We start from the raw sequence: 15,887 nt of genomic DNA, 5'->3' as shown, positions 1-15,887 counted from the left end.
TCTATTTTTAACAACAAGGCACTTTTTTAACCAAACGCTCTCGGATGAATCATAGGCCAACCGGCTTTCTGAAGCGGAATAACCTTATACAAACTTTGTGCATTGTACAGGTTTGCCTGACAGCGTAGTCTGCGTATAGCAAGGTTCGAAGAGGCCATCATGACAGTACCTATTGCCATCATCGGTGCCGGTATCGCCGGACTTTCCGCCGCTCAGGCCCTGCAAAAGGCCGGGCAATCCGTTCATCTGTTCGACAAGGGCCACGGCAGTGGCGGGCGCATGGCCAGCAAACGCAGCGATGCCGGTGCGCTCGACCTTGGCGCCCAGTACTTCACTGCCCGCGACCGGCGTTTTGTCGAACAGGTGCAGCAGTGGGTCGCCGCTGGCTGGGCCGCACAATGGAAGCCGCAGCTGTACAACTACCGCAATGGCGAACTCACCCCCTCCCCTGACGAGCAAACCCGCTGGGTGGGCGTACCGCGCATGAGCGCCATTACCCGAGGCCTGCTCAAGGACGTCACGGTGAACTTCGGCTGCCGCATTGCCGAAGTGTTTCGTGGCAAGCAGTACTGGCACTTGCAAGACACCGAAGGCTGCAGCCATGGGCCGTTCAGCCGCGTGGTGATCGCAGTACCTGCCCCGCAGGCCACGCCGCTGCTCGCTGCCACCCCGAAACTCGCCGCCGTGGCGGCCGGCGTGGTGATGGAACCCACCTGGGCTGTCGCCCTGGGGTTCGCCACCGCGCTGGACACGCCGATGCAAGGCTGCTTCGTACAGGACAACCCGCTCGACTGGCTGGCGCGCAACCGCAGCAAGCCTGGCCGGGACGAGCACCTCGACACCTGGGTACTGCACGCTACATCCGAGTGGAGCAAGCAGCATATCGACCTGGCCAAGGAAGAAGTGATCGAACAGCTGTGGGGCGAATTCGCCGAGCTGGTCGGCTGCGTGATTCCGGCACCCTCGTTCGCCCTGGCCCACCGCTGGCTGTATGCACGGCCCGCCGGCAATCACGAATGGGGCGCCCTGGCCGATGCTGACCAAGGCTTGTATGCGTGCGGCGACTGGTGCTTGTCCGGCCGAGTTGAAGGCGCCTGGCTCAGCGGCCAGGAGGCAGCCCGAAGGCTGCTGGAGCATCTCGATTAACGCGCGCTGCAAAGCTATACAAAAATACTAGTTTGCATAAGTTTGTGGCTGTGCTGGAATAACCTTGTACACGCATGCGTTCATGTACAAGTATTTCGGAGGCAGCCATGCACGACCCATCCGCCCACAGCAAGCCTCGCATCGCCATCAGCGCCTGCCTGACTGGCCACAGTGTGCGCTACAACGGTGGGCACAAAGCATCCGACTTGTGCCGTACGCAGCTCGAAGCGCATTTCGACTGGTCGCCAGTCTGCCCCGAAGTGGCCATCGGCCTGGGTATACCGCGCGATCCTATCCGCCTGGTAGGCGACCCACAAAACCCTTCGGTGGTCGGCACCCGTGACCCCGACATGGACGTGACCGGCCCACTCGCCCTGTACGGCGAACGAATGGCCATGGAACTCGATGACATCTGTGGCTACATCTTCATGCAGAAGTCGCCCTCCTGCGGGCTGGAGCGGGTCAAGGTGTATCAGGAAAACGGCTACCCCGCCCTTCAAGGCGGCACAGGTGCCTACGCAGCAGCCTTCTGCGCACGTCGCCCCGACCTGCCGGTCGAAGAAGAAGGCCGTCTGCACGATCCGGTACTGCGCGAGAACTTCATCAGCCGCGTCTACGCCTATGCAGACTGGCAGCACCTACTTGCCGAAGGCTTGAGCCGCGGCGCACTGGTGCGCTTCCATTCGCGCTACAAATACTTGCTAATGGCCAACAACCCCCATGCCTATCGCCAGCTCGGCCGCCTGCTGGGCACCATGCGCCGAGAGGACGACCCGCAGGAGATCGGCCCGCGCTATTTCAGCCAGCTGATGCAGGCCCTGCGCCGCTGCGCTAGCCGTGGCACCCATGGCAACGTACTGCAGCACCTCAGCGGCTATTTCAAAAGCGCACTGACGGATCAGGACAAGGCCGAGCTGCAGCACCTGATCGACCAGTACCAGCAAGGTGTAGTGCCGCTGGTTGTGCCGCTGACCCTGCTCAAACACTACCTGCGCAAATACCCTGACCCGTACCTGCAGCAGCAGGCCTACCTTCAGCCGCACCCCGACAGCCTGGGGCTGCGCAATGCCGTCTGACACGCCCCTGCCCATCGGTGAACTGGCGCGGCGCACGGGTGTGAACCCGGTGACCCTGCGTGCATGGGAGCGACGCTACGGCCTGCTCAAGCCGCAACGTACTGCCAAGGGTCACCGCCTGTATGGCAGCGATCAAGTCGAGCGGGTCGAGGCCATCCTCGCCTGGCTGGAGCGTGGTGCATCAGTTGGCCAGGTGCGCGAGTTGCTGGACAAGCCAGCCGGCGTTGCCCCGCGCGGTGACTGGCAAACCCGTCAGCAACAGTTGATCGAGGCCATCGCCAACCTTTCTCAACGCGCCCTCGACCAGCAACTCAACCAGGCCATGGCGCTGTACCCGGCCATCACGCTTTGCGAGCAGCTGTTGCTGCCGTTGATGGACAGCCTGGCACAACGCTGGCGTAACTATTTCAACGCCCGGCTGGAACAGGTGTTCTTCCATACCTGGCTGCGCAGCAAGCTGGGGGCGCGGGTGTACCACGACAATCAATCGCTGCAAGGGCCGCCCGTGCTGCTTGCACAAGACAGTGAGCACGCCTTCGACCCCAGCCTGTGGCTATGCGCCTGGCTGCTGAGCAACAACGGCATCCCCGTCGAAGTACTAGAACAACCGGTCAGCGGCGTGGAACTGCAACGAGCCGTCACCGCCCTGCAACCTCGCGCACTGCTGTTGCACCTGGGCCCGCGCATCGATAGCCGGGCGTTGCTGCGCACGCTGCAAGGCGTGCCCGGGCTAAAACTGGTGGGCGGCGCCACGGTCTCCCTTCATCAAGCTCAACTGCAAGCCTTCGGCCTGCCCGACCTTGCCCTGTTCGATACCCCCCAGGCGGCATTGCGTGCGCTGCAAGGCAATGACCGCCCGCCTGTAGAGATGATTGCCCCATGCAACTGATCTGGCTGCGCAGCGACCTGCGCATTGACGACAACAGCGCCCTGAGCGCGGCCTGCGAGCGCGGCCCGACCGTGGCCTTATGGCTGGCCAGCCCAGGCCAGTGGCAGGCCCACGATGATGCCGCGTGCAAGGTCGACTTCTGGCTGCGCAACCTGCGCGACCTGCGCCAGTCGCTGGAAAAACTGAATGTTCCGCTGCTGATCCGCACGATCGACACCTGGGACGAGGCCGCGCCCGCGGTGCTCAAGGTATGCCGCCAGCACGCCATCGAAGCGGTGCACTGGAACGATGAATATGGCATCAACGAGAACAACCGTGACCAGGCCACCCGCACGTTGCTTGAAGCTTCCGGCATTCAGGCCCACAGCTACCTCGACCAGTTGCTGTTCCGCCCCGGCACAATCCTGACTCGCAGCGGCGACTACTTTCAGGTCTTCAGCCAGTTCAAGAAGGTCTGCCTGGAACATTTACACCGCAGCCTGCCATCGCAAGCCTCTCGGGTAAAACGCCAGGCGCCGCTGGAGATTGCCAGCGACCCGATCCCCCAGCACATCGAAGGCTTCGACAAACCACCGCGCACCCTCAGCCAGCACTGGCCTGCCGGCGAAGAAGAGGCGCAGGCCCGGCTCTCACGCTTTCTCGACGAGACAGTCGACGATTACCAGCATCTGCGCGACCTCCCGGCCAAACCCGGCACCAGCCAACTGTCGGCTTACCTGGCCGCAGGGGTGATTTCGCCGCGCCAATGCCTGCACGCGGCCCTGGCCAGCAACCGCGGCGAGTTCGACAGTGGCAGCAGCGGCATCCAGACCTGGATCAACGAATTGCTCTGGCGTGAATTCTACAAACACATACTGACGGGTTATCCACAGGTGTCGCGCCACCGCGCATTCCGCCCCCAGACCGAAGCCCTGCCCTGGCGCGATGCGCCTGCAGACCTCGAGGCCTGGGAACAGGGGCGCACCGGCTTCCCGATCATCGACGCGGCGATGCGCCAACTGCTGCACACAGGTTGGATGCATAACCGCCTGCGCATGATCGTTGCGATGTTCCTCAGCAAGAACCTGCTGATCGATTGGCGCAAGGGCGAACGGCATTTCATGCGCCACCTGATAGACGGTGATCTGGCCGCGAACAACGGCGGCTGGCAGTGGAGCGCTTCCACGGGCACCGACGCAGTGCCCTATTTCCGTATTTTCAACCCGGTTTCACAGTCGCAACGCTTCGACCCCCAGGGGGCGTTCATCCGCCACTGGTTACCCGAATTAAGCGGGGAAGATGAAAAAAACATTCATCAGCCCATGAAGGTTACGGACCTTTTGGTTAATAATTCGTATCACAGTCCTATAGTCGATCTCAGCAGTAGCCGTCAGCGTGCGCTCGAAGCCTTCAAAGGCCTGCCACGCCGGTCGGATCAGAGGGCAGCAAATTGAATCACTCGCGTATTTTCTGGGTTACAGGGGCCTCCAATGGGCTGGGTTTGGCCCTGGTTACGCGGTTGCTCGAACAAGGGCACCGTGTTGCCGCAAGTGCCAAGGAAGGCGATGAACTCGGTGCATTGGCGGCGCGTCATGGCAGCAAGCTATTGCGCCTGCCTTCGCAGCTGCATGAAGAGGACCAGGCCGCAAGCGCATGCCAGCAGCTTTGTCATGCCTGGGGCTCACTGGACACCCTGATCATCAACGCAGGTACCAGTGAGTACTTGGCCGACAATGTGCCGCACAGCGAGCTGTTCGAGGCAATCGTCAGCAGCAACCAGCTGGCTGGCGAGCATTGCCTGGCCAAGGTCCAGCCGTTGCTGGCCAAGGGCGACGCACCGCAGGTGATGGCGATATTCAACCGCTATTCGGCGCTGCAGTTGTATGCGCCGACGCAAGTGACAGCGGGCTGGAACAACATGCCGCAGTGGCTACGCGAAGAGCGCCAGGCGTTGAAGGACAAGGGTATCGACCTGACCGTGGTGGCGCCGCAGTCGCTCAAGACACCGGTGACATCGGTGCAAGCTGTGCCGGAAGCCTGGACGCCTGAGAGTGCCGCTGAGGAGTTGCTGCAGCGCTTGCCGCTGCGCGAGCCGGAGCTGGTGCTGGAAGTGCTCGATGTCAGCAGTTTGTGGCCGTTGCCACGCTGAATCCTGTATCGGCAGTAGCCGCCTCTTCGCGGGCTAACCCGCGAAGAGGCGGCTACGGAAGGATCAAAGCGCCATGCGGTAATGCAGGCTGTAACTTTCAACCCCATCGTTGGGCTGCTTGATCCCTGCATTGGAATAGTGAATGGCCCGCACACCGATCTCATGCCCACCGGCAAAGCGCAGGCCAAAACCGATTCGGTCCTCGAACTGGAAAGAAGACCCCAGGTCATTGCTCTCAAGCTTGGTGCGTGAAAACGCAGCGACCCCGATGCCTGCCTCGATGTACGGCTTTACCGATTCCCCGGCAAACTCGTAAACGAAGACCGGTGCAAACGACAGGCTGTGGTTGCTGGCCGTCTCGTCACCGTCCCAATAGGTGTAGGCGCCGTCCCAATAACCGGTCAAGCGACCGACACTGCTTTGCCACCAGCTCGCATCCCAGTTCGACTGCAGCCCCAAGCGATAGACCATGGTCGAATCACCCGTCTGCCCTACGGATAACGACACATCGGCAGCCTGCACCGCCGCGACTTGCCCCAAAACAAGAGCGGCAGCCGCCGCTAAGCCGAGCAGTTTGCTCATGAGAAACATCCTTCTTTCCAATGCTGTTGTAAGTGTTCGCCTATGTCAGGCAAAAAAATAGAAATCAGAGATGGGACGTTAGTTCAGCTGTTTTCACATTTTTTTTACAACTGAAAGCGTTGCACGGCGTCCGACTTATTCCACAGCACAGGAAGGATGTTTTTCAGCGATAGCGGATCGGCACTGGTCCAGAACGCAGCGGCGCGCGCTGGCCCATCGGCAAGCAGGTCGCGGGCGGCCAGCAAGCGCTGCAGCTGCCGGGCTACCGCAGCGCCGGTATCGATGATCGCCACGTCGCTGGGCACCATCTCGGCTAGCAACGGGCGCAGGAAGGGGTAATGGGTGCAGCCCAGGATCAGCGTGTCGCAACCTGCAGCCAGCAAGGGTTGCACGTAAGCGATCAGCAACTGGCGAAGTTGCGGGCTACCCAGGTCACCGGTCTCGATCAGCTCGACCAGCCCTGGGCAAGGCTGGGTCACCACGCGCACATCGTTGGCGAAGCGGTCGAGCAAGGCGGCAAACTTGGCGCTCTGCAAGGTGCCGGTGGTCGCCAGCACGCCGACTACGCCGGCGCGGGTGGCGGCAGCAGCCGGTTTTACTGCGGGCTCCATGCCCACCAGCGGCCAGTCGGGGTACAACTCGCGCAGGTCGGCAACCGCCGCCACCGTCGCCGTGTTGCACGCCAGGACCATCGCCTTGGCGCCTTGCGCCTGGAAGAACTCGGCTATGCGCCGGCAACGCTGGCGGATGTAGTCCGGGCTTTTTTCGCCATACGGCACATGGCCGCAATCGGCAACATAGAGCAGCGACTCGTTGGGCAGCAAGCGCTGGATCTCGGCGAGCACCGACAAACCGCCGACCCCCGAGTCCATCACGCCGACCGGCGCCGAGCGCTCAGCCATCGCGCTTGCCACACACGGCGCAGGCAGGGTCACGCTTGACCCGCAGCTCACGCAAGCGCGTGCCGAGGGCATCGATCAGCAGCAGGCGGCCCACCAGTGGCTCGCCAAAACCTGCCAGTAGCTTCAAGGCCTCCAACGCCTGCAGGCTGCCGACCAGCCCCACCAGCGGGCCAATCACGCCGGCTTCGCTACAGGTCAGTTCGGCTTCGCTGCCATGGCCGTACAGGCAGTGGTAGCAAGGGCTGGTGTCACGCCGAGGGTCGAACACCGACAGCTGCCCTTCCAGGCGTATCGCTGCGCCGCTGACCAGTGGCTTGCCATGCGCGAAACAGGCGGCGTTAACCGCCTCGCGCGTGCCGAAGTTGTCCGAGCAGTCCAGCACCAGGTCAACGGCGGCAACAGCGGCGGCCAGGGAGTCCTCATCCAGCGCCTGGCGATGGGCGACCAGGGTGACGTCAGGGTTGATTGCCTCAAGCCGCTGCAGCGCCGAGTCCACCTTGCTCATGCCAACGCTACTGCTGTCATGGATGACCTGGCGTTGCAGGTTGGTCAGGTCGACGGTGTCGAAGTCGGCCAGGTGCAGCTCACCCACGCCGGCAGCAGCCAGGTACAGCGCCACCGGCGAGCCCAGGCCACCCAGGCCGACGATCAGCGCCTTGCTGTGCTTGAGCCGCAACTGGCCGTCGATATCCACCTGAGCCAGCAGGATCTGCCGGCTGTAACGCAACAGTTCCTGATCGGTCAGCATGGCAGGCGCCCCAGGGAAATACGTTCATGGCCGCCAAGGTCCTTGCGGCTGGCGACCTCGGTAAAACCTTGTAGCGCCAGCAGTGCGCGCACTGCATCAGCCTGATCATAGCCATGCTCGAGCAGCAGCCAGCCACCCGGCAGCAGGTACTGCGGCGCCTCGCTGACGATCAGCCGCAGGTCATCCAGGCCATCGGCACCGGCCACCAGCGCACTGCTCGGTTCGAAGCGCACATCACCTTCGACCAGGTGCGGGTCTTGTGCGGCGATATACGGCGGGTTGCTGACGATCAGGTCGAAACGCTCACCGGCCAGGCTACTGAACCAATGGCTGGTCAGCACCTTGACGTTACCCAGGCCCAGGCGCTGGCGGTTGCGCTCGGCCAGGGCCACGGCCTCTTCCACCCGGTCTACCGCCGTTACCTGCCAGGCCGGGCAATCGCTGGCCAGGGCCAGGGCGATGGCGCCCGTGCCCGTGCCCAGGTCGAGCACCTTGGCGGGTGAGGCAGGCTGCAACTCAAGGGCTGTCTCGACCAACAGTTCGGTGTCCGGGCGCGGGATCAACGTGTGTGGCGCCACTTCCAGGTCGATCTTCCAAAAACCCTGCTGCCCAAGAATGTAGGCAACCGGCTCGCCGGCACGACGGCGCTGAAGGTAGCCGGCGTAGGCCTCGGCATCCTCGCTGCTGACGATGCGCTCGGGCCAGGTGTGCAGGTAGCTGCGTGACTTGCCAATGGCTGCGGCCAGCAGCAGTTCGGCGTCCAGGCGTTCGGTGGGCGAATCCGGCAACTGCGCGTTGCGCAGCAGGCTGGCAATGATGGTCATCAGTCCCCCAGGGCGGCCAGTTGATCGGCCTGGTATTCGGCCAGCAAAGGTTCGATCACCGCGTCTACGCCACCGGCGAGGATATCGTCGAGCGAATAAAGGGTCAGGTTGATCCGGTGATCGGTCACTCGCCCCTGTGGGTAGTTGTAGGTGCGAATGCGCTCGGAACGGTCACCGGAGCCCACCAACAGCTTACGCTCACTGGCGATGGCGTTCTGCGCGGCGCTGGTCTGCATGTCGTTGAGCTTGGCCGACAGCCAGGACATGGCGCGGGCGCGGTTCTTGTGCTGCGAACGCTCTTCCTGGCACTCCACCACGATGCCGGTGGGCAAGTGGGTGATGCGGATCGCCGAGTCAGTCTTGTTGACGTGCTGGCCGCCGGCACCCGAGGAGCGGTAGGTGTCCACGCGCAGGTCGGCAGGGTTGATTTCGATCGCCACTTGCTCGTCGGGTTCAGGAAGTACCGCCACGGTGCACGCCGAAGTGTGGATACGGCCCTGCGACTCGGTCTCCGGCACCCGCTGCACACGGTGCGCGCCAGACTCGAACTTGAGTTTGCCGTACACACTATCGCCTTCGACGCGGGCGATGATCTCTTTGTAGCCGCCGTGCTCGCCTTCGTTCTCGGACAGAATCTCCAGGCGCCAGCCACGCCGTTCGGCGTAACGCGAATACATGCGGAACAGGTCGCCCGAGAAGATCGCCGCTTCATCGCCGCCGGTGCCTGCGCGAATTTCCAGGAACACGTTGCGCCCGTCGTTGGGGTCTTTGGGCAACAGCATGCGTTGCAGCTGCGACTCCAGGCCGACCAGCTGCTCCTTGGCTTCGCGCACCTCTTCGACAGCCATCTCGCGCATGTCGGGGTCGGAGTCCTTGAGCAGCGCCTGCGCGCCTTCGAGGTCATCCTGCACCTTGCGCCACTCTTTATAGGCGGCGATCACCGGCTCCACTTCGGCGTACTCGCGGGAATAGGCGCGGAAGCGGGTCTGGTCGGAAATGACTTCGGCATCACCGAGCAACGCGGTGAGTTCCTCGAAGCGGTCCTGGAGCGTGTCCAGTTTGTTCAGCAGCGACGCTTTCATTGCAAGGATTTGTCCGTCGAGCCCTCGTTGAGGGCAAAGAGTTCCTGGGCCATGGCCAGCGCATCGAGGCGGCCCTCGGCCGAGAGCTTTTTCAACTGCACGCTGGGCGCGTGCAGGAGTTTGTTGGTCAGCCCCCGGGCCAACTGGGCCAGCACATCTTCGGGGTTGCCGCCGTTGGCCAGCAGACGCTGGGCCTTTTGCAGTTCTTCGTCGCGCAGGCGCTCGCTTTGCTGGCGATAGGCGCGCAGCACATCCACCGCGGCCAGTTCGCGCAGGCGCACCATGAAGTCCTCGGCGCCCACCGAAACCAGCTCCTCGGCTGCCTGAGCCGCGCCCTGACGGCTCTTGAGGTTTTCCGCGACCACTTCGTGCAGGTCGTCGACGGTGTACAGATAAACGTCGTCGAGTTCACCCACCTCCGGCTCGATATCCCGCGGCACGGCGATATCGACCATGAAAATCGGCTTGTGCCGGCGCTGCTTCAGCGCGCTTTCCACGGCGCCCTTGCCTAGGATCGGCAATTGGCTGGCCGTGGAGCTGATGACGATGTCGCTGTGGGCCAGCTCCTGGGGGATGTCGGCCAGCAACACCGCATGCGCACCGAACTGCTCGGCCAACAGGCTGGCGCGCTCCAGCGTGCGGTTGGCCACGACGATACGGCGCACGCCTTGCTCATGCAGGTGGCGAGCAACCAGGGTAATGGTTTCGCCAGCACCGATCAGCAGCGCCTGGCTGCGGCCAAGGTCGCTGAAGATCTGCCGCGCCAGGCTCACCGCGGCGAACGCCACCGACACCGGGTTCTCGCCAATCGCGGTGTCGGTGCGCACCTGCTTGGCCGCACTGAAGGTGGCCTGGAACAGCCGCCCGAGCAACGGGCCGACGGTGCCGGCTTCACGCGCCACGGCATAGGCCGACTTCATCTGGCCGAGGATCTGCGGCTCGCCCAGCACCAGCGAGTCGAGGCCCGAGGCCACCCGCATCATGTGCCGGACGGCGTCGTGCTCTTCGTGGATGTAGGCACTGGCGCGCAGTTCATCCAGGCTCAGGCGGTGATAGTCGGCCAGCCACTGCAGAACCGCCTCGGCGGACAGTTGGTCCTGCTCTATATAGAGCTCGCTACGGTTGCAGGTCGACAGGATCGCCGCTTCGCGGCTGGCGGTCAGTCGGCAGAGCTGCTGCAGGGCGTCCACCAGCTGCTCTGGGGTAAACGCCACGCGCTCGCGTACGTCTACCGAGGCAGTCTTATGGTTGATACCAAGTGCAAGAAAGGCCATGCAAGGTCGCTGGTTGTGACGGGAAGCCGATAATTGTCCTCTTTCGCAGGTTTTAGAACAACCACCGTTCGCTATTGTCCCTATATACCAAGACCATCGCCGTAAACCGCGACCTTCGCGTGTGGGTTTGCCCCCGCGCTTGTGTCATCATGCTCCGACCGCCGGTAAGTCCTTTTAAGCCTCCTTATATGAACAGACCCTTCGCACTGCTGCTTGCCTTCGCCCTGCTCCAGGGCTGCCAGAGCCTGGCCCCGCAGACGGCCGAGCCTCCCGTTGCCGACGCCGGCAAAAGTGAGGCCGAAAAGCCCGTGGTGTATGGGTCGTTCAAACAGGACACGCTCTATAGCTTGTTGGTGGCCGAGCTGGCCGGCCAGCGCAACCGCTTTGACATTGCCCTGGCCAACTACGCCGACCAGGCCGAGAAGACTCAGGACCCTGCCGTGTCCGAGCGTGCCTTCCGCATCGCCGAATACCTCGGCGCCGACGAGCCGGCGCTGGACAGCGCGCTCATCTGGGCCAAGAACGACCCACAGAACCTCGATGCCCAGCGCGCCGCCGCCATCCAGTTGGCACGCGCCGGTCGCTATGACGACTCCATGACCTATATGGAAAAGGTGTTGCAGGGCCAGGGCGACACGCACTTCGACTTCCTCGCCCTCTCTGCTGCCGAAACCGACCAGAGCACCCGCGACGGGCTGCTGCAGAGCTTCGACCGGCTGCTGGTCAAGTACCCCGACAACAGCCAGCTGGTATTCGGCAAGGCGCTACTGCTGAACCAGGACGGCAAGGCCGAAGAGGCCCTGGAACTGCTTGAAGAAAACCCGGCGCAAAATGGTGAAATTGCCCCGATCCTGCTGCGCGCGCGCCTGCTCCAGGCCCTGGACCGCGGCCCGGAAGCTCTGCCGCTGCTGCGCGGGGCCATCCGCGACAACCCGGACGACAAGCGCCTGCGCCTGACCTACGCGCGTACCCTGGTCGAACAAGACCGGATCGCCGACGCCAAAGGCGAGTTCATCAGCCTGGTGCAGGATTACCCGGAAGACGACGAGCTGCGTTATTCCCTGGCGCTGGTATGCCTGGAAAACAAGGACTGGGACGAGGCCGAGAGCTACCTGCGCGAAATGATCGAGCGCGACAGCAATGTCGATGCTGCTCACCTCAACCTGGGTCGGATAGCCGAAGAACGCCATGACCCGGCCGGTGCCCTGCGCGAATACGCGCTGGTCGGCCCGGGCCCCGATTACCTGCCGGCGCAATTGCGCCAGGCCGATATCCTCATCGCCAACGGCCGTGGTACCGAGGCCTCGCGCATGCTCGCAGAAGCCCGCGAGGCACAGCCGGACATCGCCATCCAGCTGTACCTGATCGAATCGGAAAGCTACAGCAACAACAACAAGGACGCCCAGGCCAACCAGGTACTGCAACAGGCCATCCAGCGCTATCCGGACGACCTCAACCTGCTGTACACCCGCGCCATGCTGGCCGAAAAGCGCGACGACCTGCCGCAGATGGAAAAAGACCTGCGCGCCATCATCGCCCGCGAGCCGGAAAACGCCATGGCCCTGAACGCCCTGGGATACACCCTGGCCGACCGCACCACGCGCTATACCGAAGCCAAGGCGCTGATCGACAAAGCCCACCAGCTGACCCCGGATGACCCAGCGGTGCTCGACAGCATGGGCTGGGTCGCCTACCGCCTGGGCAACCTCGACGAAGCCGAAGGCTACCTGCGCCAAGCCTTGCAGCGTTTCCCCGACCACGAAGTGGCCGCCCACCTGGGCGAAGTCCTGTGGGCCAACGGCAAGCGCCGTGAAGCCCGGCAGGTCTGGGCCAAGGCCTTCGAGGCCCAGCCCGACAGCCCTATCCTGCGCAAGACCATCTTGCGCCTGACCGGATCCGAGACCCTTTAACGCCATGTTTTTGCGCCATTGCATCACCTTCACCCTGATTGCCCTGCTGGCCGGCTGTGCCGGTTTTGGTAGCCGCGAAGCCCTGCAGGGCCACGGCGACCCGCAGCAGTGGCGCACCCATAAAGAGCAACTGAGCAGCCTCGATGGCTGGCAGATCAACGGCAAGGTCGGTATCCGCGCCCCGCGCGATTCCGGCAGCGGCACGCTGTTCTGGCTGCAACGCCAGGATTACTACGACATTCGCCTGGCCGGCCCGCTGGGCCGTGGCGCCGCGCGCCTGACAGGCCGCCCCGGCGGCGTGGTGCTGGAGGTGGCCAACCAGGGCCGCTACGAAGCCACCAGCCCCGAAGCTTTGCTGGAAGAACAACTGGGCTGGCAATTGCCGGTTTCGCACCTGGTCTGGTGGGTACGCGGGCTGCCCGCTCCAGACACCAAGAGCAAGCTGACCCTGGACGGCGACAGCCGCCTGGCCAGCCTCGACCAGGATGGCTGGCAGGTGCAATACCTGAGCTACACCGAGCAGAATGGCTACTGGTTGCCCGAACGCCTGAAGCTGCACGGCAAAGACATCGACGTTACCTTGGTGGTCAAGGACTGGCAGCCGCGCCAGCTGGGGCATTGATCGATGCATACGCTCACCCTGCCCGCCCCGGCCAAGCTCAACCTGTGGCTGCACATCATCGGGCGCCGCCCGGATGGCTACCACGAGCTGGAGACCGTGTTCCAATTCCTCGACCACGGTGACGAGCTGACATTCGCCGTGCGTGAAGACGGCGTGATCCACCTGCACAGCGAAATCGAGTCGGTCCCCCACGACAGCAACCTGATCGTGCGTGCCGCGCGCAAGCTTCAGGAACAGTCGGGCACCCGCCTGGGTGCCGACATCTGGCTGAGCAAGGTGCTGCCCATGGGCGGCGGCATCGGCGGCGGCAGTTCGAATGCGGCGACCACCCTGCTGGCGCTGGCACATTTGTGGCAACTGGACTGGGACGAAGATCGCCTGGCCGGCCTGGGGCTTGCCCTGGGCGCCGATGTACCGGTCTTCGTCCGTGGCCACGCGGCGTTTGCCCAGGGTGTCGGCGAACAACTGACCCCGGTCGACCCGATCGAGCCGTGGTATGTCGTGCTGGTGCCGCAAGTGTCTGTCAGTACAGCAGAAATTTTTTCACATCCGCAGTTGACACGTGATTCTCTCCCCCTTAAGATGCGCCCCGTTCCCGAGGGAAACAGTCGAAATGACTGCCAAGGGGTGGTTGAGCAGCGGTATCCAGAAGTTCGAAACGCATTGAATTTTCTGGGTAAATTCACCGAAGCTCGACTAACAGGAACTGGAAGTTGTGTGTTTGGGGCCTTCCCAAGCAAAGCCGAAGCTGATAAAGTTCTGGCCCTTCTTTCAGCGACCCAAACAGGGTTTGTGGCGAAAGGAAGCAATGTTTCGATGTTGCATCGCAAGCTGCAAAGTCTGGTCAAGAAGCCGAGTGCCTAGCGCTCGCAGCAACAGATACAGGGGCGTCGCCAAGCGGTAAGGCAGCAGGTTTTGATCCTGCCATGCGTTGGTTCGAATCCAGCCGCCCCTGCCATTTTCCTTATACTCATCCAGGTATACCCTCAGCCTCCAGGTACTGCGCGTGTCCAAGATGATGGTCTTTACGGGGAACGCTAACCCCGATCTGGCTCGGCGTGTCGTACGTCAGCTGCATATCCCTCTCGGTGACGTCTCTGTCGGTAAGTTCTCCGACGGCGAGATCAGCACTGAGATCAATGAAAATGTTCGCGGTAAAGACGTTTTCATTATTCAGCCGACTTGTGCCCCGACCAACGATAACCTGATGGAACTGGTAGTGATGGCCGACGCCTTCCGCCGCTCCTCAGCATCCCGAATCACCGCCGTGATTCCTTACTTCGGATACGCCCGCCAGGACCGCCGTCCGCGTTCGGCACGTGTAGCCATCAGCGCCAAAGTTGTCGCTGACATGCTCACTGTCGTGGGTATCGACCGTGTTCTCACCGTCGACCTGCACGCTGACCAGATCCAGGGTTTCTTCGATATTCCTGTCGACAACATCTACGGTTCGCCCGTACTCGTCGACGATATCGAAGACCAGCGTTTCGAGAACCTGATGATCGTCTCCCCGGACATCGGTGGTGTCGTGCGCGCACGTGCCGTCGCCAAGTCCCTGGGTGTCGACCTGGGTATCATCGACAAACGCCGTGAAAAGGCCAACCACTCCGAAGTCATGCACATCATCGGCGACGTCGAAGGGCGCACTTGCATCCTGGTAGACGACATGGTCGATACCGCCGGCACCCTGTGCCATGCGGCCAAGGCCCTGAAAGAACACGGCGCGGCCAAGGTATATGCCTACTGCACGCACCCTGTCCTGTCGGGCCGTGCGATCGAGAATATCGAGAAGTCGGTACTGGACGAGCTGGTGGTGACCAACACCGTTCCGCTGTCCGCCGCTGCTCAAGCCTGTGACCGTATCCGCCAGCTGGATATCGCACCGGTTGTGGCTGAAGCGGTCCGCCGCATCAGCAATGAAGAATCGATCAGTGCGATGTTCCGCTAAGCGGAACGTGTATTGATATGAAGCGCCCCGCCCCAGCATTTGTTGGGGCGGGGCTTTTTTGCCATCCCCGTTGGCGCTGGTCGCAAACGCCCTCGGGGGGCTATTTTGGAGAAACAAAATGACTGATTTCACTCTGAACGCCCAAGCGCGTACTGACCTGGGGAAAGGTGCGAGCCGCCGCCTGCGTCACTCCGCTCACATCCCAGCCGTTGTTTACGGTGGTAACAAGGACGCCGAGTCCCTGACCATCCTGGCCAAGGAAATCACCAAGCTGTTCGAAGACGAGGCTGCCTTCAGCCACGTGATCGAGCTGAACGTTGACGGCGTCAAGCAAAACGTCATCGTCAAAGCCATGCAGCGTCACCCTGCCAAGCAGTTCATCATGCACGCTGACTTCATCCGCGTCGTTGCTGGCCAGAAACTGACCGCTGTTGTTCCAGTGCACTTCATCAACGAAGAAGCACCGACCAAGAAAGGCGGCGAGATCTCGCACGTTGAATCGCAGATCGAAGTTTCCTGCGAAGCCAAAGACCTGCCTGAGTTCATCGAAGTTGACCTGGCAAACGCTGAAATCGGCACCATCATCCACCTGTCGGACCTGAAAGCTCCGAAAGGCGTAGAGTTCGTAGCTCTGGCCCACGGTGATGACAAAGCTGTTGCCAACGTTCACGCGCCACGCGTTGCTCCAGAAGCTGAAGAAGGCGCCGCTGAGTAATCCACTCGCGCGCCGGTGTTGATCGGGTTACAGTGCCGCGC

Annotated in this window: 16 protein-coding genes and 1 tRNA gene; 11 read left to right on the top strand and 6 right to left on the bottom strand. The window is 62.5% G+C overall.

What is annotated here, in order from left to right; genetic code table 11:
* Positions 1-159: 159 nt before the first annotated feature.
* The 5 genes from ACFY68_RS16135 (at position 160) to ACFY68_RS16115 (ending at position 5,239) form a co-directional block, all read left to right on the top strand.
* A complete protein-coding gene (locus tag ACFY68_RS16135; protein WP_346614901.1) occupies positions 160-1,146 on the top strand; it encodes an NAD(P)/FAD-dependent oxidoreductase in 987 nt (328 codons plus the stop codon).
* A 107-nt stretch (positions 1,147-1,253) separates the two neighbouring features.
* Complete coding sequence (locus tag ACFY68_RS16130) at positions 1,254-2,222, top strand: YbgA family protein (protein WP_387529094.1); 969 nt, start codon at positions 1,254-1,256, stop codon at positions 2,220-2,222.
* Positions 2,212-3,111, top strand: a complete 900-nt coding sequence (locus tag ACFY68_RS16125; protein ID WP_387529091.1) for a MerR family transcriptional regulator — start codon at positions 2,212-2,214, stop codon at positions 3,109-3,111. Before ACFY68_RS16130 ends, ACFY68_RS16125 begins: the two co-directional genes overlap by 11 nt.
* Positions 3,102-4,544 (top strand): deoxyribodipyrimidine photo-lyase, encoded by a 1,443-nt coding sequence (gene phrB / locus ACFY68_RS16120; RefSeq protein WP_387529088.1) that lies wholly within the window; start codon positions 3,102-3,104, stop codon positions 4,542-4,544. The genes ACFY68_RS16125 and phrB overlap by 10 nt, the downstream gene beginning before the upstream one ends.
* Positions 4,541-5,239, top strand: coding sequence for an SDR family oxidoreductase (locus tag ACFY68_RS16115; RefSeq protein WP_387529085.1), 699 nt, complete (start codon positions 4,541-4,543; stop codon positions 5,237-5,239). The genes phrB and ACFY68_RS16115 overlap by 4 nt, the downstream gene beginning before the upstream one ends.
* A 63-nt stretch (positions 5,240-5,302) precedes the next feature.
* Here the strand turns inward: ACFY68_RS16115 and ACFY68_RS16110 are convergent, their stop codons facing one another.
* The 6 genes from ACFY68_RS16110 to hemA form a co-directional block, all read right to left on the bottom strand.
* Positions 5,303-5,821, bottom strand: coding sequence for an acyloxyacyl hydrolase (locus tag ACFY68_RS16110; protein WP_387529082.1), 519 nt, complete (start codon positions 5,819-5,821; stop codon positions 5,303-5,305).
* A gap of 104 nt (positions 5,822-5,925) precedes the next feature.
* Positions 5,926-6,723, bottom strand: coding sequence for a glutamate racemase (murI, locus tag ACFY68_RS16105; RefSeq protein ID WP_387529079.1), 798 nt, complete (start codon positions 6,721-6,723; stop codon positions 5,926-5,928).
* Positions 6,716-7,471: a molybdopterin-synthase adenylyltransferase MoeB gene (locus tag ACFY68_RS16100; RefSeq protein WP_387529076.1), complete on the bottom strand. Its 756-nt coding sequence runs from the start codon at positions 7,469-7,471 to the stop codon at positions 6,716-6,718. Before ACFY68_RS16100 ends, murI begins: the two co-directional genes overlap by 8 nt.
* Positions 7,465-8,295, bottom strand: a complete 831-nt coding sequence (gene prmC / locus ACFY68_RS16095; protein ID WP_387529073.1) for a peptide chain release factor N(5)-glutamine methyltransferase — start codon at positions 8,293-8,295, stop codon at positions 7,465-7,467. Before prmC ends, ACFY68_RS16100 begins: the two co-directional genes overlap by 7 nt.
* Positions 8,295-9,377 carry a peptide chain release factor 1 gene (gene prfA / locus ACFY68_RS16090; RefSeq protein WP_346614892.1) on the bottom strand — a complete coding sequence of 361 codons (1,083 nt, stop codon included), beginning with the start codon at positions 9,375-9,377 and terminating at the stop codon, positions 8,295-8,297. The genes prmC and prfA overlap by 1 nt, the downstream gene beginning before the upstream one ends.
* A complete protein-coding gene (hemA, locus tag ACFY68_RS16085; RefSeq protein ID WP_012316263.1) occupies positions 9,374-10,651 on the bottom strand; it encodes a glutamyl-tRNA reductase in 1,278 nt (425 codons plus the stop codon). Before hemA ends, prfA begins: the two co-directional genes overlap by 4 nt.
* 188 nt (positions 10,652-10,839) lie before the next feature.
* Here hemA and ACFY68_RS16080 point away from each other — a divergent pair, with 188 nt between their 5' ends.
* The 6 genes from ACFY68_RS16080 to ACFY68_RS16055 all read left to right on the top strand — a co-directional run bounded on the left by ACFY68_RS16080 (position 10,840) and on the right by ACFY68_RS16055 (position 15,846).
* Positions 10,840-12,561 (top strand): tetratricopeptide repeat protein, encoded by a 1,722-nt coding sequence (locus ACFY68_RS16080; RefSeq protein WP_387529069.1) that lies wholly within the window; start codon positions 10,840-10,842, stop codon positions 12,559-12,561.
* 4 nt (positions 12,562-12,565) lie between these two features.
* Positions 12,566-13,183, top strand: coding sequence for a lipoprotein insertase outer membrane protein LolB (gene lolB, locus ACFY68_RS16075; protein ID WP_387529066.1), 618 nt, complete (start codon positions 12,566-12,568; stop codon positions 13,181-13,183).
* 3 nt (positions 13,184-13,186) lie between these two features.
* Entirely contained in the window at positions 13,187-14,047 is an 861-nt protein-coding gene (ispE, locus tag ACFY68_RS16070) for a 4-(cytidine 5'-diphospho)-2-C-methyl-D-erythritol kinase (protein ID WP_387529063.1), read from the top strand.
* Between the two features lie 19 nt (positions 14,048-14,066).
* Positions 14,067-14,141 (top strand) — tRNA-Gln (locus ACFY68_RS16065).
* 48 nt (positions 14,142-14,189) lie between these two features.
* Positions 14,190-15,131, top strand: coding sequence for a ribose-phosphate pyrophosphokinase (locus ACFY68_RS16060; protein ID WP_003247410.1), 942 nt, complete (start codon positions 14,190-14,192; stop codon positions 15,129-15,131).
* A gap of 118 nt (positions 15,132-15,249) precedes the next feature.
* Positions 15,250-15,846, top strand: coding sequence for a 50S ribosomal protein L25/general stress protein Ctc (locus ACFY68_RS16055; protein ID WP_346614886.1), 597 nt, complete (start codon positions 15,250-15,252; stop codon positions 15,844-15,846).
* The last annotated feature ends 41 nt before the right edge of the window (positions 15,847-15,887 follow it).

The organism is Pseudomonas sp. NPDC012596, assembly GCF_042902325.1.
Taxonomy (GTDB): Bacteria; Pseudomonadota; Gammaproteobacteria; order Pseudomonadales; family Pseudomonadaceae; genus Aquipseudomonas.
This window is presented reverse-complemented; position numbering and strand designations above follow the sequence as displayed.